This window comes from Corynebacterium glutamicum ATCC 13032 (assembly GCF_000011325.1).
Lineage (GTDB): Bacteria > Actinomycetota > Actinomycetes > Mycobacteriales > Mycobacteriaceae > Corynebacterium > Corynebacterium glutamicum.
The window spans coordinates 70,435-89,497 of the sequence record NC_003450.3 but is presented as its reverse complement, the minus strand read 5'-3'; the positions used below and the strand labels follow the sequence as shown (position 1 = coordinate 89,497).

14 protein-coding genes and 3 rRNA genes are annotated in these 19,063 nt (G+C 53.3%); 7 read left to right on the top strand and 10 right to left on the bottom strand.

Annotated features, from left to right (window positions below; all coding sequences use genetic code 11):
• Positions 1–53: 53 nt before the first annotated feature.
• The gene (locus CGL_RS00455; protein ID WP_011013374.1) at positions 54–956 is read left to right on the top strand and encodes an esterase/lipase family protein; all 903 of its coding nucleotides are present in this window, start codon (positions 54–56) and stop codon (positions 954–956) included.
• A gap of 9 nt (positions 957–965) precedes the next feature.
• Positions 966–1,940: an esterase/lipase family protein gene (locus CGL_RS00450; RefSeq protein ID WP_011013373.1), complete on the top strand. Its 975-nt coding sequence runs from the start codon at positions 966–968 to the stop codon at positions 1,938–1,940.
• A 313-nt stretch (positions 1,941–2,253) separates the two neighbouring features.
• On the opposite strand, the gene CGL_RS00445 is transcribed toward CGL_RS00450, so the two are convergent.
• Positions 2,254–3,099 carry a Sir2 family NAD-dependent protein deacetylase gene (locus CGL_RS00445; protein ID WP_162467700.1) on the bottom strand — a complete coding sequence of 282 codons (846 nt, stop codon included), beginning with the start codon at positions 3,097–3,099 and terminating at the stop codon, positions 2,254–2,256.
• A 178-nt stretch (positions 3,100–3,277) separates the two neighbouring features.
• Here CGL_RS00445 and CGL_RS00440 point away from each other — a divergent pair, with 178 nt between their 5' ends.
• The 4 genes from CGL_RS00440 to CGL_RS00425 all read left to right on the top strand — a co-directional run bounded on the left by CGL_RS00440 (position 3,278) and on the right by CGL_RS00425 (position 7,381).
• Complete coding sequence (locus tag CGL_RS00440) at positions 3,278–3,838, top strand: hypothetical protein (protein ID WP_011013371.1); 561 nt, start codon at positions 3,278–3,280, stop codon at positions 3,836–3,838.
• A gap of 340 nt (positions 3,839–4,178) precedes the next feature.
• Positions 4,179–4,403, top strand: a complete 225-nt coding sequence (locus CGL_RS00435; protein WP_227747736.1) for a hypothetical protein — start codon at positions 4,179–4,181, stop codon at positions 4,401–4,403.
• 159 nt (positions 4,404–4,562) lie between these two features.
• Entirely contained in the window at positions 4,563–5,810 is a 1,248-nt protein-coding gene (locus CGL_RS00430; RefSeq protein ID WP_011013369.1) for an amidohydrolase family protein, read from the top strand.
• Between the two features lie 119 nt (positions 5,811–5,929).
• Entirely contained in the window at positions 5,930–7,381 is a 1,452-nt protein-coding gene (locus CGL_RS00425; RefSeq protein WP_011013368.1) for an MFS transporter, read from the top strand.
• Positions 7,382–7,624: 243 nt separating this feature from the next.
• On the opposite strand, the gene rrf is transcribed toward CGL_RS00425, so the two are convergent.
• The 7 genes from rrf to CGL_RS00390 form a co-directional block, all read right to left on the bottom strand.
• Positions 7,625–7,741: ribosomal RNA gene (gene rrf, locus CGL_RS00420) — 5S ribosomal RNA — on the bottom strand.
• Positions 7,742–7,856: 115 nt separating this feature from the next.
• A 23S ribosomal RNA gene (locus CGL_RS00415) occupies positions 7,857–10,944 on the bottom strand.
• A 389-nt stretch (positions 10,945–11,333) separates the two neighbouring features.
• A 16S ribosomal RNA gene (locus tag CGL_RS00410) occupies positions 11,334–12,857 on the bottom strand.
• The 16S, 23S and 5S rRNA genes sit together here, the layout of an rRNA operon.
• Before the next feature lie 602 nt (positions 12,858–13,459).
• Positions 13,460–13,753, bottom strand: a complete 294-nt coding sequence (locus CGL_RS00405) for a CHY zinc finger protein (protein WP_011265456.1) — start codon at positions 13,751–13,753, stop codon at positions 13,460–13,462.
• Entirely contained in the window at positions 13,753–13,992 is a 240-nt protein-coding gene (locus CGL_RS00400; RefSeq protein ID WP_011013366.1) for a hypothetical protein, read from the bottom strand. The genes CGL_RS00405 and CGL_RS00400 overlap by 1 nt, the downstream gene beginning before the upstream one ends.
• 11 nt (positions 13,993–14,003) lie before the next feature.
• On the bottom strand, positions 14,004–15,008 hold the full coding sequence (bioB, locus tag CGL_RS00395; protein ID WP_003861135.1) for a biotin synthase BioB: 1,005 nt from the start codon (positions 15,006–15,008) through the stop codon (positions 14,004–14,006).
• Between the two features lie 214 nt (positions 15,009–15,222).
• Positions 15,223–15,654 (bottom strand): hypothetical protein, encoded by a 432-nt coding sequence (locus tag CGL_RS00390; protein ID WP_011013365.1) that lies wholly within the window; start codon positions 15,652–15,654, stop codon positions 15,223–15,225.
• Between the two features lie 115 nt (positions 15,655–15,769).
• Between CGL_RS00390 and CGL_RS00385 the strand changes: the two genes are divergently transcribed.
• Positions 15,770–16,684 (top strand): D-isomer specific 2-hydroxyacid dehydrogenase family protein, encoded by a 915-nt coding sequence (locus CGL_RS00385; RefSeq protein WP_003861134.1) that lies wholly within the window; start codon positions 15,770–15,772, stop codon positions 16,682–16,684.
• Here the strand turns inward: CGL_RS00385 and CGL_RS00380 are convergent.
• The gene (locus tag CGL_RS00380) at positions 16,681–17,337 is read right to left on the bottom strand and encodes a response regulator (RefSeq protein ID WP_003855418.1); all 657 of its coding nucleotides are present in this window, start codon (positions 17,335–17,337) and stop codon (positions 16,681–16,683) included. The two genes, CGL_RS00385 and CGL_RS00380, sit on opposite strands and share 4 nt — an antisense overlap.
• Positions 17,337–18,992: a sensor histidine kinase gene (locus CGL_RS00375; RefSeq protein ID WP_011013364.1), complete on the bottom strand. Its 1,656-nt coding sequence runs from the start codon at positions 18,990–18,992 to the stop codon at positions 17,337–17,339. The genes CGL_RS00380 and CGL_RS00375 overlap by 1 nt, the downstream gene beginning before the upstream one ends.
• Between the last annotated feature and the right edge of the window lie 71 nt (positions 18,993–19,063).

Below are 19,063 nucleotides of genomic sequence, written 5' to 3'. Positions count from 1 at the left end.
ATAAGCAAAACACTTGCCGAGCGCAAGCCGGCCTACGGCGCTAGTGTGAGCACATGTCCCAGGAAAATTCTGGTTTGTTCAAGCGCGCGATTACACGTGGGGTGGCTAAGGTGCGCCGGAATCCGCGCGAGGATTTTGCGGAGGAATTCACCCAAGAACTCTACGATCACGCAACAAATATCACCCTGCCCCTGACGGCGCGGCTGAAGCCGAAGGGGTTTTTCCAGGATGATTGGCGGGCGCGACCAAGTGGTGCGCGACCGTGGCCGATCGTGCTAATTCACGGATCCGGGGCCAGCAAGGGTTCATGGGAGGAAATGGGCGCTGAGCTGCGCAGCAAAGGTTGGGCCGTGTTTGCCCCTGACTTTGGAACGCGTGCCACCGAGCCAATTGCGGCGTCGGCTGCCCAAATTGGTGCGTATATTGATGCCGTTTTGTTGGTGACGGGCGCTGCGCAGATTGTGCTGGTTGGGCATTCGCAAGGCGGTGTCGTGGCGCGGTATTGGATGCGCACCTACGGCGGATACATGAAGGTCAGGCACATGATTTCCATCTCTACGCCAAATCACGGAACGCTCATGGGAGGCATTTTAAACCCGATGACGAAGGTGAAATCGGGAGAGGGAACGATCGAAAAGCTGATGCACAGACTATTCGGGCCCACTGGTTTTGAACAGCTGCGCGGACACGACATCATCGAGTTTTTGGCCGACGGTGGGGACCTCGATCCAGGCGTCACCTACACCTGCATTGGTACCCATTTTGATCCTTTCATCCAACCTCCGGAGGTGGCCTTTTTGGAGGTCAACGAGGACGATGATCCAAATCGAGTCCACAATATTTGGGTCGAAGATGAACACCCGCGCGCAATGATTGCCCACAACGATATGGTGCGCGATCCCAGGGTGATCGAAATCGTACGCGCAGAGCTCGACCGGGTGGCACGCCTCGGCTAAGTTGGGGACATGGTTGACGCCCTCAATGATCTCCGCCGAGAACTCACAAACGCGTTAAGGTCCGTGTGGAAAAACCTCCCCACTGATAACGCCCCGCAGGCCGATGCCTTGCCAGACGATGTAGTGGAAGAGATTGCGATAAATTTCTACCGTGATCCCAAAAACCGCGGCAAACTCAACGAAGACAAAACAGATTCCTTGCCGATGCTCGCGCGCATACGTTCACGTGGACTTTTTGAAGACGATTGGCGCGCCCGCCCCACCGAAGACCGCCCCTGGCCAGTGGTATTAGTCCACGGAACTGGATCAACAAAAGGTGATTGGCAAGACTTGGGAGCCGATCTACGCCGCGACGGCTGGGCAGTGTTTGCACCCGAATTTGGCCAACGCGCCACCGGTTCAGTCGCAGAATCATCCGCACAAATTGGCGCCTATATAGATACAGTATTGCTTGCTACAGGAGCCTCAAAAGTCATTGTCGTTGGCCACTCCCAAGGCGGCGTGTTGCTGAGATACTGGATGCGTGTTTTGGGTGGTGCATCCAAAGTCAAACACATGGTCTCCCTCGCTGTCCCCAATCACGGCACCACCATGGGCGGAATCGTCAGCCCGCTAATCCGTAACAATCGTGGCGAAAGTGTGGTTAATTCTGTCGTTCAATCATGGTTCGGCGAAGCTGGATTTGAAATGATCCGCGGACACGACACCATCAACGCCATCAATGAAGGCGGCGATTTGGATCCAGACGTGACATATCTGTGCATCGCCACCCACTTTGACACCGTGATTCAGCCCCCTGAAACCTGCTTCCTAGAGGCCCGGAACCCCGAAGAACTCAAGCGGGTCCAAAACATCTGGGTGGAAAACCTCGACCCCAATTCAGTCGTGCTCCACGAAGCAATGCCTTACGATCCCCGCGTACGCGCACTGGTCAGGGCGGATTTGAGCAAATTGGTGGAGATTTCCGAGACTGCGGAGAACTAGGGGTTTTGGTGGTTGTCTAAAGCTCAACTTCACGTGTGCTGACTCCACTCCGGATTGCGGACTTTTCCGAGTGAAGTCGAGGTTAAGAAGTTGAGTATGAGAAGTCAGCGCACGTGAAGTCGAACTGTAGCACTCGTGTAGCCGTGTCTGGGCGGAGGTCTCCGCACTTAAGTTCGATTTCATACTTCCAATTTCTTAAGAGCGAGATCACTAGGAAAACCACCAAAAACCGAAATCGCCGTTGAGAAATTGAGCGCAAGGTACCGAACTTGCGAAATCGGTACCGTGAAATCGAACTTAAGCCACCAAAAGTCTAAAGGTCCAGCGCGTCCAAAATGTCATCAAAGGCCGGTGCAACGCGGGTGCGCCACAAAATGTCCACGCGGGAATCCGCCCGACCTGGGCCGCCGTTGATGACAGACACTTGTTTTCCTTGACGTTGCGCTTCGATGACGATCCGGTATCCACTCATGACGGCTAGGGAGGAGCCGGCGATTAAGAGGCTGGAGGAGGCGTCGAGAAGCTTTTTTAAATCTTTTTTGCGCGCGGCGGGCACGGGTTCGCCGAAGTAAACCACGTCTGGTTTGAGCATGAGCGAGCCGCAGCGCAAGCAGCCGATCATGGTGAAGCGGCGTACTTGTTCTTCGTCGAGGAAGACGTCGCCGTCGGGGTTGACTGCGCCCGGTTCCAGGCGAATGGAAGCGACGTAGCCGGGGTTGGCGGCTTCGAGACGTTCATCAAAGAGGTGTCGATCCTCCCCGAAACCGCAGTTCAAACACATCACATGGGCGAGATCACCATGCAGCGCGACCAGGTTTTTCGTGCCTGCTTCCGCGTGTAAACCATCGACATTTTGGGTGACCACACCACTTAAAAAACCATGCTGCTCCAGCTCAACCATGGCGTAGTGCGTTCGATTCGGCCGCGCCTGATCCATCACCCGCCACCCCACAAACGACCGCGCCCAATAGCGATGCGACGCCGCCGGATCATGCCGAAACTCCTGGTACGTCATCGGCCGATGCCTGCTCAAGCTGCCCTTCGGGCCGCGATAATCAGGGATGCCCGAGTCCGTCGACACCCCAGCCCCAGTCACCGCCAGCACGTTCCCGGCCTTTAATTGCTTTACGACGCCCACCCTCGCCACATCCTCCCCCATTGGCTCTACCGTCTCCGCGACGACGCGAGCAATAGACCTCAGCGCTGAATTGTGGGCACGAGCAGTGAGTTCATCAAACACTCCCCTATCCTAAGCCACATCTCGGTTTATTAAACTGTTAGTGAATTCTCACCCGCAACACTGGTGTATTTCAGTTACATCCGTATGGTTATTGGTTATGAGCTTTCTTAACTCTGCAAAAACCAAGACCGTAGCCCTCACCGCAACCTTCGTTGGTGCAGCAACCCTTGCAACTCCTGCAATCGCATCCGCTGACATCGTCGACAACGCCCTCGCAGCCCTCCCATCCGGTGAGATCAGCTGCTCCCAGGCTGAAAAGTACTGGACCACCGAAGCTGATTACAACAGCAAGGTTGCACAGGCCAACGCCTTGGCAATGTTTGACTCCCGCGGCCCACAGATCCAGGCAGCTCTCGCACGCGTTGACGAAGCAGCAAACCGCTGCGGACTCAAGGGCGGCACCGTAGCTGCGCAGGCTGAGGCAACTGAGGCTGCGCCTGCCGCTCCAGCACCTGCACCGCAGGATAACACCGGCACTTCTCAGACTGCCCCTGCCCCAGCAGCACCAGCAGCACCAGCAGCTACCCCTGTGGTTAACCTTGCACCTGCAGGATCACCAACTTTCACCATTGAAGTTCCAGGAGTTGGCGGGGTTCAGCTGCCAGATCTATACCAAATCGTCCAACAGTTCTTGGCACAGTTCGGAATCAAGATCTAAATCTATTCACATCCCTTAACCCTCACGGAGATCCGCGTGGGGGCTTTGTGCATGCTAGGCAGAAGTACGCTAGTCAAAATGCATTATTTTCCCATGCTTAAGTTCTCTGCCCGCTTATTTACCCCACTCGCAGTTGGTGCTCTCCTGAGCCAAGTCCCTCAAGGTGAAATTTCTTGTGCCACAGTGGAAGCCTATTGGACCAACGACGCGGATTATCAAAACAAAGTTGCCTAAGCCCAAGCTCTAGCTGTATTTCATGATCGTGGAAATCAGACCCTTGCTACTTTGGCACAAGTGGATACAGCAGCAGAAAGCTGCGGACTCAAAGGAACAGTTGGGGATGCGTCAGCCGTTTCTGGAGCAGATGTCTCCGGCGGAAATGAAGCTCAGCCTAACGGATAGCAACTGGCTGGTGAAGGCGAAGCCCCCAGAATCATCAGTTGAGGTCAGTGGAGCGGGAGACACTCCAGACGCATCCATCACCGATACTGCAGCTGTCCTCGGACCAGTTACCTCGACCACCTCAACCCCGATGAAAACTATCGAGGTTCTCGGACAAGGCTAAGCGGAGGTCCCCGACGCAGAGGCAATGCTGAGAAACTATCTACGACAGCTCACCATTTTTATTTAACTCCACACTAATACCTGTCAAGCAATAGAATAGATAGCATCTGGATCCTCCAGAGTTTGAAAATATGCCTTGACATGTAGAAATGGAGTTCTTGTGCGCATTACAAACGCCCAGGTTAAGAACTACGCAGAGTTAGTTGATATCACCATAGAGGGTGAAAAAATTTCCTCGATTACCCCCTCTTCAATTCGATCAGAAGAAGATCACCGCGCGGACGATTACGATGCCGCAGGAAGACTGGTCGCACCCCAGTTCGCCGAAGCACACATCCACCTTGACTACGCAAACACCGCTGGAATCCCTCGCGAAAACTCTTCCGGCACACTTTTTGAAGCCATCGAAATCTGGGCCGACCGCAAGACCCAAGGCTTCCACATCAAAGAAGACATTAAAGCGAAGGCCCTCCAGGCAGCCCGTCGGGCAGCAGAACACGGCGTTGGTTTCATCCGCACTCACGTAGATGTCACCGATCCCACGTTTGCTGGATTCGAAGCAATTGCGGAGCTGCGCGATGAAGTCCGCGAGTGGTGCGATATCCAGATTGTCGCCTTCCCGCAAAATGGCATTTACGCCTACGAAGGTGGCCAGAAGCTAATCTCAGATGCAATGTCTGCAGGTGCAGATGTCGTTGGTGGCATCCCACACCTTGAACCCACCCGAGACGATGGCGTCGAGTCGGTGAAATGGCTGTTCGACCTTGCAGAGAAGCACTCAGCCCCCATCGATATCCACACTGATGAAATTGACGATCCACATTCCCGATTTGTCGAAGTCCTCGCCGCAGAAGCCGCAAAACGTGACATGGGCGCACAAACCGTGGTGTCTCATTCTGTGGCGATGGCCTATTACTCACCTGGCTACATGGCGCGACTTTTACCCAAGCTCGCAGCATCAAAGGTTCGTTTTGCAGTATGCCCCAATGAAAACCTCCATCTGCAAGGACTTGGTTTCCAAGGACCCGTCCCCCGAGGTGTTGCACCGGTAAAGCAACTTACCGAATGGGGAATTCCAGTAAGTTTTTGCCAGGACTCACTCAATGACCCCTTCTACCCCATGGGCGATGGAGATCTACTCCGCATTCTCGATTCTGGATTACACGTGTCCCACATGCTCACAGCCAGCCACTTGAAGAATGCACTATCGTTCATCACCACCAATCCAGCCGGAAACCTAGGCCTGGACAATTACGACATTGCAGAAAACTCCCCGGCGAACCTGCTGGTTCTTGATGCGAGCAGCGAGAAGGAAGCTGTACAGAGAAAAGCTTCCGTACTTTTGAGCATCCACCGCGGCAAAAAGGTGCTCTCCAGGGAGCCCGAACAGGTGGACTGGAACATCTAACAGCCCAGTTGGGCCTCCTTAAATTTTGTGGCACTCCCCACATTTCTATCAATCTATAGAAAGTATGACTTAAAGTCGATTTTGCAAGTTTCTATAGATTGATAGAAAAGGGAGTTTAGATGTCTTACACATCTTTTAAAGGCGATGATAAAGCCCTCATCGGCATAGTTTTATCAGTTCTCACATTTTGGCTTTTTGCTCAGTCAACCCTAAATATCGGCCCAGATATGGCAACTGATTTAGGGATGAGCGATGGCACCATGAACATAGCTGTCGTGGCCGCCGCGTTATTCTGTGGAACATTTATCGTCGCAGCCGGCGGCATCGCAGATGTCTTTGGCCGAGTACGAATCATGATGATTGGCAACATCCTTAACATCCTGGGATCTCTCCTCATCGCCACGGCAACGACTTCTTTAGCCACCCAAATGGTGATCACCGGCCGAGTTCTCCAAGGACTGGCAGCAGCGGCCATCATGTCTGCATCCCTAGCATTAGTTAAGACATATTGGTTAGGTACTGACCGCCAACGAGCAGTCTCCATTTGGTCCATTGGTTCATGGGGTGGCACCGGATTCTGCGCGCTTTTCGCGGGTCTTGTTGTAGCAAGCCCCTTTGGTTGGAGAGGAATCTTCGCCCTCTGCGCGATCGTCTCCATCGTTGCTATTGCCCTTACCCGCCACATCCCGGAATCCCGTCCGGCTCAATCCATTGGCATGCATTTGGATTGGAGTGGCATCATCGTTCTTGCCCTCAGTGTTCTATCTCTTGAATTGTTTATTACCCAAGGTGAATCACTTGGCTGGACGCACTGGATGACCTGGACTCTCCTTGCCGTTTCTTTGACATTTCTTGCAGTTTTCGTCTTCATTGAACGCATCGCCAGCTGGCCAGTTCTCGACTTCAACCTTTTCAAAGACCACGCCTTCAGCGGTGCGACCATCACCAACTTCATTATGAGCGCTACTGGCGGAGTAGTTGCCGTTGTCATGTGGGTTCAGCAAATGGGATGGGGTGTCTCCCCAACAATCTCGGGACTCACCAGCATCGGCTTCGCAGCCTTTGTCATCCTTTTCATTCGAGTTGGAGAAAAGGCCATGCAGAAAGTTGGCGCCCGAGCAGTGATCATCACCGCTGGCATCTTGGTAGCGACCGCGACCGCCCTCCTAATGATCACCGCGGTCAGCGAGTCAACGTACATCGTCATCTCCCTCGCCGGCTTCTCCCTTTATGGCCTTGGCCTCGGACTCTTCGCCACCCCAGTCACCGATACTGCGCTTGGAACACTTCCCAAAGACCGTACCGGCGCTGGTGCAGGTGTATTCAAGATGTCCTCTTCCCTCGGCGCAGCACTCGGCATCGCAATCTCCACTTCAGTGTTCCTCGCACTTCGCGACGGCACCTCCATCAACTCCGACGTCGCACTCGCCGGAACAGTTTCACTTGGCATCAACGTTGTATTCGCAGCAACAGCCACCATCACCGCAGCAGTCCTTATTCCAAAAGCCGCTGGCAAAGTCTCACAAACCAGCATCACCCTTCCTGAGCCAGCTATCGCTGTAAAAATCTAAAACTTCACCAGGACAGATAAAGCTCGTACCTCCTCAAATAAAGAAGGTACGAGCTTTTTGCTTGTCGACGCTTGCCCCCAGGCGCAGGTGCCACGTGCACAAGGGGCCCAAGACCCCCACAAACACAAAAAAGAGAGGGTGTAGTGAACACACAACCATGTGTATCCACCACACCCCCTCAAACACGAATAAACCCAGAAACACACAGTGTTTCTGGGCTTATCCATACTATTTTAAGTTTTTGGTCGGCGGTAACCTACTCTCCCACACCCTCCCGAGTGCAGTACCATCAGCGTAACCAGGCTTAGCTTCCGGGTTCGGAAAGGGACCGGGCGTTTCCCTGCTACTATCACCACCGACACAACCACACACCAAACCAACCAACAGGTTGGTTGTGCTGTGTCAGACACTGCATAATGGACGCGAACACATATTGTTCTGTTTTCGTTACGTTGCGTTACACCAAACCATAAATGGTTTGTTGTTATCGGTAAATTAGTACCAGTCACCTCCACACCTCACAGTGCTTCCAGATCTGGCCTATCAACCCCATAATCTCTAGGGAACCTCAAAAGAAACCTCATCTCGAAACAGGCTTCCCGCTTAGATGCTTTCAGCGGTTATCCCTCCCGTACGTAGCCAACCAGCCCTGCTCCTGGCGGAACAACTGGCACACCAGAGGTACGTCCGTCCCGGTCCTCTCGTACTAGGGACAGCCTTCCTTCAAGTTTCAACGCGCGCGGCGGATAGAGACCGAACTGTCTCACGACGTTCTAAACCCAGCTCGCGTGCCGCTTTAATGGGCGAACAGCCCAACCCTTGGGACCTACTCCAGCCCCAGGATGCGACGAGCCGACATCGAGGTGCCAAACCATCCCGTCGATATGGACTCTTGGGGAAGATCAGCCTGTTATCCCCGGGGTACCTTTTATCCGTTGAGCGACACCACAACCACAAGTAGGTGCCGGATCACTAGTCCCGACTTTCGTCCCTGCTCCACCTGTCAGTGTCACAGTCAAGCTCCCTTGTGCACTTACACTCACCACCTGATTACCAACCAAGCTGAGGAAACCTTTGGGCGCCTCCGTTACATTTTAGGAGGCAACCGCCCCAGTTAAACTACCCACCAGGCACTGTCCCCAACCCAGATCATGGGCCAAGGTTAAGACATCCAATCCGATCAGAGTGGTATTTCACCAACGACTCACACACAACTAGCGTCATATGATCGAAGTCTCCCACCTATCCTACACAAACCGAATCAAACACCAATACCAAGCTATAGTGAAGGTCCCGGGGTCTTTTCGTCCTGCCGCGCGTAACGAGCATCTTTACTCGTACTGCAATTTCACCGGGCCTGTGGTTGAGACAGCAGGGAAGTCGTTACGCCATTCGTGCAGGTCGGAACTTACCCGACAAGGAATTTCGCTACCTTAGGATGGTTATAGTTACCACCGCCGTTTACTGGGGCTTAAATTCTCAGCTTCGAAAAAACAAGTTTTCCTAACCGGTCCTCTTAACCTTCCAGCACCGGGCAGGCGTCAGTCCGTATACATCAACTTAAACGTCTTCGCACGGACCTGTGTTTTTAGTAAACAGTCGCTTCCCTCTATTCTCTGCGACCACAACACGCTCCCAACGAAAAGTTGTTCACACGCCGTGGCCCCCCTTCTCCCGAAGTTACGGGGGCATTTTGCCGAGTTCCTTAACCACAGTTCACCCGAACGCCTTAGTATTCTCTACCTGACTACCTGTGTCGGTTTAGGGTACGGGCCGAATATCAACATCGCTAGAGGCTTTTCTCGACAGCACAGGATCACCCACTTCACCCTTTACGGGCTCCGCATCACGCCTCACACAAAAACAGTGCGGATTTACCAACACTGCGTGCCACACGCTTACACCACAATCCAATAAGTGGCTGAGCTACCTCCCTGCGTCACCCCATCACTTAGCTACTACCAGATCAGGTCCCACGCAACCACACACCACAAAAAAGCAAAGCCTTTTCGCGGGTGCTTATGGGTGGTTAGTATCACTGATTCACCATGGTCGCTCATACTCGGGTACGGGAATATCAACCCGTTATCCATCGACTACGCCTGTCGGCCTCGCCTTAGGCCCCGACTCACCCTGGGAAGATTAACTTGACCCAGGAACCCTTAGTCATCCGGCGGATACGTTTCTCACGCATCATTCGTTACTCATGCCTGCATTCTCACTCGCACACACTCCACCCAAGGTCACCCCAAAGCTTCAACGCATGCACGACGCTCCCCTACCCAACAATCCTATAAAGATCATTGCCGCGGCTTCGGCGGTGTACTTAAGCCCCACTACATTGTCGGCGCGGAATCACTCGACCAGTGAGCTATTACGCACTCTTTCAAGGATGGCTGCTTCTAAGCCAACCTCCTGGCTGTCTTCGCGACCCCACCTCCTTTTCCACTTAGCACACCCTTAGGGGCCTTAGCCGGCGATCTGGGCTGTTTCCCTCTCGACTACGAAGCTTATCCCCCGCAGTCTCACTGCCGTGCTCTAACTTACCGGCATTCGGAGTTTGGCTGATGTCGCTAAGATGTTGGTCCCGCTAAACCATCCAGTAGCTCTACCTCCGGCAAGAAACACACGACGCTGCACCTAAATGCATTTCGGGGAGAACCAGCTATCACGGAGTTTGATTGGCCTTTCACCCCTACCCACAACTCATCCCCTCAGTTTTCAACCTAAGTGGGTTCGCGCCTCCACAACCTCTTACAGCTGCTTCACACTGGCCATGGGTAGATCACTCCGCTTCGGGTCCAAGACATGCCACTAAAATCACCCTCGTTAGGATTCGGTTTCCCTACGGCTACCCCACACGGGTTAACCTCGCGACATGCCGCTGACTCGCAGGCTCATTCTTCAAAAGGCACGCCATCACACCACAAAGGATGCTCTGACGGATTGACAGCACACGGTTTCAGGTACTATTTCACTCCCCTCCCGGGGTACTTTTCACCATTCCCTCACGGTACTAATCCGCTATCGGTCATATCAAGTATTCAGGCTTACCGGGTGGTCCCGGCTAATTCACAGCAGATTCCACGAGCCCGCTGCTACTCGGGGTATCAACAACCACACACACCACCATGATCTTCGTGTACAGGACTCTCACCTTCTACGGCAGGTGTTTCCACACCACTTCCACTAACCACGCAGCACATGCCCACATCCGGCAGAATATGAACGTCATTGCCCCACAACCACCTACATGCAACCCCTGCCGGGTATCACACACATAAGTTTTAGCCATCATCCACGTTCGCTCGCCACTACTAACGGAATCACAATTGTTTTCTTCTCCTACGGGTACTGAGATGTTTCACTTCCCCGTGTAAACCTCCACACCAGCTATACATTCACTGGCAGGTAACCACACATCACTGCGGCTGGGTTTCCCCATTCGGACATCCTCGGATCAACGCTTAGTTGGCAACTCCCCGAGGCATAACGCAGCCTCTCACGTCCTTCATCGGCTTGATATGCCAAGGCATCCACCGTGTGCCCTACAAAACAACAAACAAAATACTATAACCCACACACAAAGTGCGGGCGCGTTCGGTATCACACAACAAAAAACAAAAAAATAAAGATGCTCGCGTCCACTATACAGTTCTCACACAACACACCACCCCCACCACAACCAAAGAACACAACATTCTCTACCCGTGTTGACGATGCTCGATGTTAGAAACAACCCACACACACCACCAAAAGGTGATGCTTGCGATGTCATTCCAGACACCCAACAGCATGCCACTCATTGTTCAAGACCATGTGGTCTTGTTGTTGTCACCCGAGGGGTCATCTCCACCCGATTAAAATATGTTGATGGCAACCACATACGGGTTCCAACACCAACAACCCACCAACCAGACACAGTCTGATGTGGGTTAATAAAGCTCCTTAGAAAGGAGGTGATCCAGCCGCACCTTCCGGTACGGCTACCTTGTTACGACTTCGTCCCAATCGCCGATCCCACCTTCGACAGCTCCCCCCTAAAAGGTTGGGCCACTGGCTTCGGGTGTTACCAACTTTCATGACGTGACGGGCGGTGTGTACAAGGCCCGGGAACGTATTCACCGCAGCGTTGCTGATCTGCGATTACTAGCGACTCCGACTTCATGGGGTCGAGTTGCAGACCCCAATCCGAACTGAGGCCGGCTTTAAGAGATTAGCTCCACCTCACGGTGTGGCAACTCGCTGTACCGACCATTGTAGCATGTGTGAAGCCCTGGACATAAGGGGCATGATGATTTGACGTCATCCCCACCTTCCTCCGAGTTAACCCCGGCAGTCTCTCATGAGTACCCACCACAATGTGCTGGCAACATAAGACAAGGGTTGCGCTCGTTGCGGGACTTAACCCAACATCTCACGACACGAGCTGACGACAACCATGCACCACCTGTGAACCGACCACAAGGGAAAACGTATCTCTACGCCGATCCGGTCCATGTCAAGCCCAGGTAAGGTTCTTCGCGTTGCATCGAATTAATCCACATGCTCCGCCGCTTGTGCGGGCCCCCGTCAATTCCTTTGAGTTTTAGCCTTGCGGCCGTACTCCCCAGGCGGGGCGCTTAATGCGTTAGCTGCGGCACAGAAGTCGTGGAAGACCCCTACACCTAGCGCCCACCGTTTACGGCATGGACTACCAGGGTATCTAATCCTGTTCGCTACCCATGCTTTCGCTCCTCAGCGTCAGTTACTGCCCAGAGACCTGCCTTCGCCATTGGTGTTCCTCCTGATATCTGCGCATTTCACCGCTACACCAGGAATTCCAGTCTCCCCTACAGCACTCAAGTTATGCCCGTATCGCCTGCACGCCCGAAGTTAAGCCCCGGGATTTCACAGACGACGCGACAAACCACCTACGAGCTCTTTACGCCCAGTAATTCCGGACAACGCTCGCACCCTACGTATTACCGCGGCTGCTGGCACGTAGTTAGCCGGTGCTTCTTCTCCAGGTACCGTCACCATAAGGCTTCGTCCCTAGCGAAAGGAGTTTACAACCCGAAGGCCTTCATCCCCCACGCGGCGTCGCTGCATCAGGCTTGCGCCCATTGTGCAATATTCCCCACTGCTGCCTCCCGTAGGAGTCTGGGCCGTGTCTCAGTCCCAATGTGGCCGTACACCCTCTCAGGCCGGCTACCCGTCGACGCCTTGGTAGGCCATTACCCCACCAACAAGCTGATAGGCCGCAGGCTCATCCCACACCGCATAAAGCTTTCCACACCACCCCTACGGTGGTGTGAATATTCGGTATTAGACCCAGTTTCCCAGGCTTATCCCAAAGTGTAGGGCAGATCACCCACGTGTTACTCACCCGTTCGCCACTCATCCACCAAAGCAAGCTCTGGTTTCAGCGTTCGACTTGCATGTGTTAAGCACGCCGCCAGCGTTCGTCCTGAGCCAGGATCAAACTCTCCACAAAAAAACAATAAATAGATTGTTTAGGCCGTGAAAAGCCCAACACCTGACAAAAACAACAACACCCCCACCAACCACACACAGTGCGATCAGATAATGGGGTGTTACTGGCATTATCAAAAAATAATGATTCTAAAAAAACACCACAACCCAAATAAGGATCATCGTGTCTTCAACGTGGGCCTAGTCCCTTGACGGGGAACAAGCAGACCCACAAAATCATGCCAACAATAAGATTATTGTTTACAGTGATGGATAATTTGGCGATCCACCACCCGGCATGACCCACCACACATCACCCAAGGTGATCTGTGGTAGTGACAAAAATAATAAATGGCACACTATTGAGTTCTCAAACAACATACGCACACTAACTTGATCACCTTGCTCGGTGTCTCGTAAGCAGCTTGTTCAACGTTACTTCATCTTGTTTACTTTCACCAAATCGGTGTTTGTTGACTTCGATGAAGTGTTGTTGGTTTGTCGAGCGTTTGTTTTCCTAGATCCGCCTCACTGTCCACATAATCTCTTATGTGTTGGGGCGTTGTTGGTCGCGCTGACTGGAATTAATTTACACATCCGCACAACAGTCCGCAACTTCCCAGGTCAAGAGGGCATTTCGTAGTACAGCGGAGTGTGGAGTGAACACCCTGGATTGAAGTTATGCCCGCATCGCGGGCATTTTTGCACCCCGTAGGCCATAAGCTCCCCGCAGTGGCCGCATTGAAGGGAGCTCGGGGCGTCGATAAGCATCTTCCCGAAAGGATGATTGGCAATCTCCTCGTGGCAGCGATGACACGCCCACCACTCGTTGCATGTGGCGCATTTGTTGCCGACGACGTCGAAGGGTCCGTGATAGTGGATGCAGCGGCCGTCACCGTCAATGAGATGGCCACGCATTATCGGCGCCCTAGATAAGAGGAGTCGACGAAACCGTGGCGGGAGCATAAGGCGTCCCACCCGTCGGGGCGGACTTGGACTTTCATGCGCCGACCGCAGAGCTGGCAATAACGGGGTGCTTCCAAACCTGCTCGCGCAGAGGGCGACAGCTTATGTTCACCATCGAAGGGCTTGCCGGTGTTTGGATGAAAGATCGGGGTGTCTGCCAGAATCATGGCCATTTGGAGATCGTCGTTCATGCGCGTGCTTCTTAGATGACCTTATTAAGGACTTTGATGGGCAGCTGGAGACGATCCATCATGTCGAGGTCATCTTCCATTGGGCGGCCGAGCGTAGTCAGGTAGTTTCCGACGATCATCGCATTGATGCCTCCCAGGAGGGCTTGCTCGGAACCCTTGTCGCCCAAAGTCAGCTCGCGACCGCCAGCAAAACGAAGCATGGTGTGAGGCATCGCAAGGCGGAACGCACCAATAGAGCGCAGAGCGTCACGGCTGTCCATCAATTCCCTATCGGCAAATGGGGTGCCCGGGCGAGGATCAAGGAAGTTCATGGGGACTTCGTGCGGATCAAGCTCCGCCAGCTGCACGGCAAACTCGGCGCGCTGCTCTAAAGTTTCGCCCATTCCTAAGATTCCGCCGGAACAGACTTCCATTCCAGCTTCTGCCACCAGGCGCAAAGTTTCGCGGCGCTCTTCCCATGTATGAGTGGTGACAACTTCAGGGAAATAGGAACGCGCAGTTTCCAAATTATGGTTGTAGCGGTGCACGCCGGCAGCAGCGAGGCGATCCACCTGTTCCTTATTTAACGTTCCGATCGATGCTGCGACTTCAATTTCAACTTCAGAGTGAATCGCGAGGACTGCTTCCTCCAGCTGGGTCATGAGCCTCTCATCAGGCCCCTTGACTGCGGCGACGATACAGAATTCGGTAGCGCCAGTTTTTGCGGTCTGTTTAGCGGCTTCAACCAGATTCGGAATATCCAGCCACACCGAACGCACCGGCGATTCAAACAACCCAGACTGTGAGCAGAAATGACAATCTTCAGGGCAACCGCCAGTTTTGAGGGAAATAATGCCCTCGACCTCGATTTCTTCCCCACACCACTTCAACCGAACCTGGTGGGCTAATTCCATCAAGTCTGGGATTTGCTCTTCAGGCAAGGTGAGAACCTCCATCAACTGCTGCTGATTAAGGCCAATTCCCTGTTCCAGAACTTGGGTGCGGGCGGTGTCAAGGATGGTGCCGGGGATGGTCATGGATCTCCTAGAGGCTGGTTGTCAATAACTGCGCGCTTAAAAATTGAGCACACTTAAGAAGAATTGGGCACGCGCATGCAAAATGACACGTGCCTTAAACGACAACCTTAACCCATGACTTGAACAGTGTTCAAGAATTTTTGAACACTGTTCAAAAATGGCTGATTAACAGCGCGGTTGAACGGCCTTGCTAACAAGCGCCGTTCAAGCAAGCTTACTTAGACTTGTTCTTCGCCTTCTTACGCTTCTTAGCAGGTGCGAACACCAAAGCACCCGCAATAGCAGCAAGGAAAAGATCCTTAGACAATCCGGTTCCATCCTGGGAAGGGCGGATTCCGTCGTCTTGAGTCATCGCTGGGTTACGGAAGTAAATGGCCAACAAACCTGTAGAGAAAGCACCAAGACCCAAACCTGCAAGACGGCTAGGGATAAATGGAGCAAGCAAAGCTCCACCGATACCCAACTCCGAGTAGGCAACAAACTTACCGAAAGTATCTGAATCCATATCAGCCACCGCTGGGATACCCGTTGCAGCTAGACCCTGAATGCCAGCAGCGGCCTCATTAGGCAATCCAAGTTTTCCGTAGCCGGACTGCAGAATATAAGCGCCAGACACACCACGCAGGATTGCGTTGGAAATGCTCATTAAAGTTCCTCCAAAAGAGATTGTTGATTCGGCACCAACTTTACCCACGAGGGTAGAAATGAAGCATTCAGGATGACAAAACCCAACCTCACACCAACAACCTATCCTGGAGCCCATGAAAATCTTTGTTGGTTTTGGCGATTATCCACTCACCACCAAGGCCCTTAAGGAGGCAGGCGCAGAAATAGTGGACTCCCTCGAAAAAGCCGAGGGGTTTGTCTTCACTCAAACACCAGGCACAGAATTTCCCCTACTTCCCGACGGAGTGAGGTGGGTGCAATTTCCCAATGCGGGGCTCAACGCATATTTCACAGCTGGGCAGATTGATGACAAACGCCGGTGGTCAAATGCATCAGGGGTGTATGGCCAACAGGTAGCCGAAGCAGCAATGGCTCTTTTGCTGGGACTGATTCATATGCACCCCACCATGGTGCGTGCCGATAGTTGGGCACCAAGCACTCAAATAGATCAGCAGACCAGATGGCTTGATGGTGCAACAGTTGCCATTGTGGGAGCTGGTGGAATCGGTAAACATCTGGCAGCCATGTTGAAACCTTTTGGCGCAAAGTCTTTAGCAGTAAGCAGGACCGGTACACCCACCCAAGATTTTGATGCAACGGAACCTATATCCAACCTGCACCAAGTACTTGCCGACGCCGACCATGTGGTGTTGTGCGTACCGCTTACCGCAGACACCTATCATCTGATCGGAAAAGCAGAGCTTAAAGCAATGCAGTCCACTGCAATTTTGATCAACGTGGCTCGCGGAGAAGTAGTAGATACAGAAGCATTAGTTGACGCCTTAGATGCCCAAGAAATATCCGGGGCAGGCTTAGATGTCACCGATCCTGAACCATTGCCGGACGATCATCCACTGTGGGGGCGCAGCAATGTGATCATTACCCCGCACGTAGCCAACACGTTGACCTCGATGGATCGCATGCTTGCCCCAGTGGTGGCAGAAAACTACCGACGGTTTCTCGCTGGAGAAAAGATGCTGACCGAGGTGGACATCCACAAAGGTTACTAGAGCAGTGGCTTTGAATATAGATGTTCTGGTCGCCCGGACTGTCCGTACCGAAGGCGAACCTGGATCACACCTTGGCTAGCCATCGCTGCCAGCCTGCGCTGTGCTGTGGCACGTGAAACTCCGGCAGCTTCGGAAGCTTCTGTTGCGGAGAGTTCTTGGCCTTCCAGGGCGTCGAGAAGTAATTGCTCTGTGGCGGATCTAGAGACGGTGACCGGCGCTTGGGTGCCGTTGAGGATTGCGGTTGCCTGGTCAATTTTGTCTTGGGAAAGTCCTTGGGTGCCGGATAAGACATGGCGGTAGCGGACGTAACGGTCAAGGCGTTCCACGAGACGTTTTTGGGGAAATGGTTTGAGCAGATATCCGAGTGCCCCGGCACGCATGGCGCGTCGAACTGTTTTGATGTCATCGGCTGCGCTGAGCACAAACGCATCAATATTGGAGGTGCCCACGAGGTCAATGCCATCGCCGTCGGGGAGGTAGACATCAACAAGTAGGAGATCCGGGGAAAATGTGGCGATCAGGGTTTTTGCCTCTGCGAGGGTACGCGCGGTACCGACCACCGAAAATCCAGGGGACGCATCAACGATGGAGGCGTGAATGCCGGCGACGCGGAAATCATCATCAATTACTAAAACTTTAAGTGTTTGATCCATTACTCCATTACTCCCGGTAGTTTCACTCCAAATACAGCGCCATCTTCGGTTCCTCTATCAATCACCCAGACATCGCCACCATGTGATCTAGCCAAAGCCCGGCACAGTTTTAGACCAATGCCATGCCCGTGGGTGCGTTCATTATCTTCAGAGTCTCCTATCTGGGTGGCTGTGGCAAATACATCCACGCCCTCTGGGATTCCAGGACCAGAATCTGCAACAGAAATGACCAGCGTATCGGCATCATCCATCAACGTAAGCTCAATCCACCGTGGGGCTTCACCTGCCACCGCGGCGTCGATGGCATTGTTGATTAAATTACCCAAAATGGTTGCTACATCTTCTGGATCTTTAACAGTGCCAAGGATGAGCGTGTCAGAGTTGATGCGCAGACTAACGCCCTTTTCAGATGCCGAAATAGAAGCAGTACTTAAAAATGAGCTCAAAAATGCTTCATTGAGGTGCGCTGATCCGATCAATGGATGTGACTGTCCCCCGTTGCGGGATATATCGCCTAGAAACTCTGCCGCGTCGTGGACGCGGCCGGCGTCGATAAGCCCTGTTGCGGTGTGGATGCGGTTGGCAAACTCGTGGCGCTGGGCGCGGAGTGCGTGGGTCATGGTGCGCACAGAGTCGAGGCGTTCACTGAGTTCAATGATGTCGGTACGATCGCGGATGGTTACCACGTAGCCTAAATCTTGATCCCCACGGCGCACGGGGTGGAAATCCAGATAGAGGATCCTGCCGTTATGGGCAACGGTTTCCGGATGCTGACCATGCAATACAACGCCATCAAGACCCAGGTCAAGCCCTAGTTCTTTCAACGTCCTGCCACTCATAGGACCTGCACCAATCATGGATTGCGCCTGCTCATTATGCACCCCAATTGTTCCGTTTGGGCTCAGCGCCAGCACGCCCTCATCAATGCCATCGATGACTGCAGTCTGATTTTGCACAAGGGTCACTAGCTCCTCCGGCTGCAAACCCAAGGTCACGCGTTCCCAACGGCGTCGCATGCCCATGGCTACACCCACGCCGATAAGGATTCCCAACACAGAAATAAGAGCAAGGGCGGCGAGGAACATGGGCAGGCGGGAATACACACTGTCTCGCTCAAACCCAACACTGACCTCACCGACTGGAACACTAGAATCCGGCGCAAAGATAGGCACTTTTGCTCGCGCGGACGCACCGAGGGTCCCAGTCTCCCACGCCATGGTTTCTTCACCCCGCATGGCAGCCTCAAAGCTAGTGCTCACCTGCTCCCCCAGACGTTCCTCATCTGGGTGGGACAGGCGGATACCTAAACCGTCAGTGATAACGACAAACAAAGCTCCAGTGCGTTCATTGGCCGCCTGTGCAACCGCTTGGATATCTCCATCGGCTAATTCTTCGGCCGATGGGTTTGCTCCTGTTTGAGTATCAAGCGCTACTTCCTCGCGGATCTGCGGGTTGGATGCCACCGAACGTCCGATGGACAGCGCTGTGTGCTCGGCCTCAGTTTTCATCTGATCCATCATCAAAACTGCGAAAATTCCGGTGCAAATAGCTACCACCAACGCGACGGTAGCCACTTGAATCACCAGTATTCGGGTAGCAAAGCGAATGATGTCCACCTCCTTGAAGTTTTTCCAGTCGGATCCACCAACAGACATGTCTACCCCCGGGGGCGATTATCAGCAGAGCGTGAAGCGAAGTCCCAGGCCAACAATTCTGATCATAATGC

Excerpts from the sequence above, each read along its gene's own strand:
- CGL_RS00445 (WP_162467700.1), bottom strand. The coding sequence starts at position 3,099 with ATGGGGGAGGATGTGGCGAGGGTGGGCGTCGTAAAGCAATTAAAGGCC.
- CGL_RS00455 (WP_011013374.1), top strand. The coding sequence starts at position 54 with ATGTCCCAGGAAAATTCTGGTTTGTTCAAGCGCGCGATTACACGTGGG.
- CGL_RS00390 (WP_011013365.1), bottom strand. The coding sequence starts at position 15,654 with ATGAGCATTTCCAACGCAATCCTGCGTGGTGTGTCTGGCGCTTATATT.
- CGL_RS00380 (WP_003855418.1), bottom strand. The coding sequence starts at position 17,337 with ATGGATCAAACACTTAAAGTTTTAGTAATTGATGATGATTTCCGCGTC.
- CGL_RS00400 (WP_011013366.1), bottom strand. The coding sequence starts at position 13,992 with ATGAACGACGATCTCCAAATGGCCATGATTCTGGCAGACACCCCGATC.
- CGL_RS00385 (WP_003861134.1), top strand. The coding sequence starts at position 15,770 with ATGAAAATCTTTGTTGGTTTTGGCGATTATCCACTCACCACCAAGGCC.
- CGL_RS00450 (WP_011013373.1), top strand. The coding sequence starts at position 966 with ATGGTTGACGCCCTCAATGATCTCCGCCGAGAACTCACAAACGCGTTA.
- CGL_RS00425 (WP_011013368.1), top strand. The coding sequence starts at position 5,930 with ATGTCTTACACATCTTTTAAAGGCGATGATAAAGCCCTCATCGGCATA.
- CGL_RS00375 (WP_011013364.1), bottom strand. The coding sequence starts at position 18,992 with ATGTCTGTTGGTGGATCCGACTGGAAAAACTTCAAGGAGGTGGACATC.
- CGL_RS00435 (WP_227747736.1), top strand. The coding sequence starts at position 4,179 with ATGCGTCAGCCGTTTCTGGAGCAGATGTCTCCGGCGGAAATGAAGCTC.
- bioB (WP_003861135.1), bottom strand. The coding sequence starts at position 15,008 with ATGACCATCCCCGGCACCATCCTTGACACCGCCCGCACCCAAGTTCTG.
- CGL_RS00440 (WP_011013371.1), top strand. The coding sequence starts at position 3,278 with ATGAGCTTTCTTAACTCTGCAAAAACCAAGACCGTAGCCCTCACCGCA.
- CGL_RS00405 (WP_011265456.1), bottom strand. The coding sequence starts at position 13,753 with ATGCGTGGCCATCTCATTGACGGTGACGGCCGCTGCATCCACTATCAC.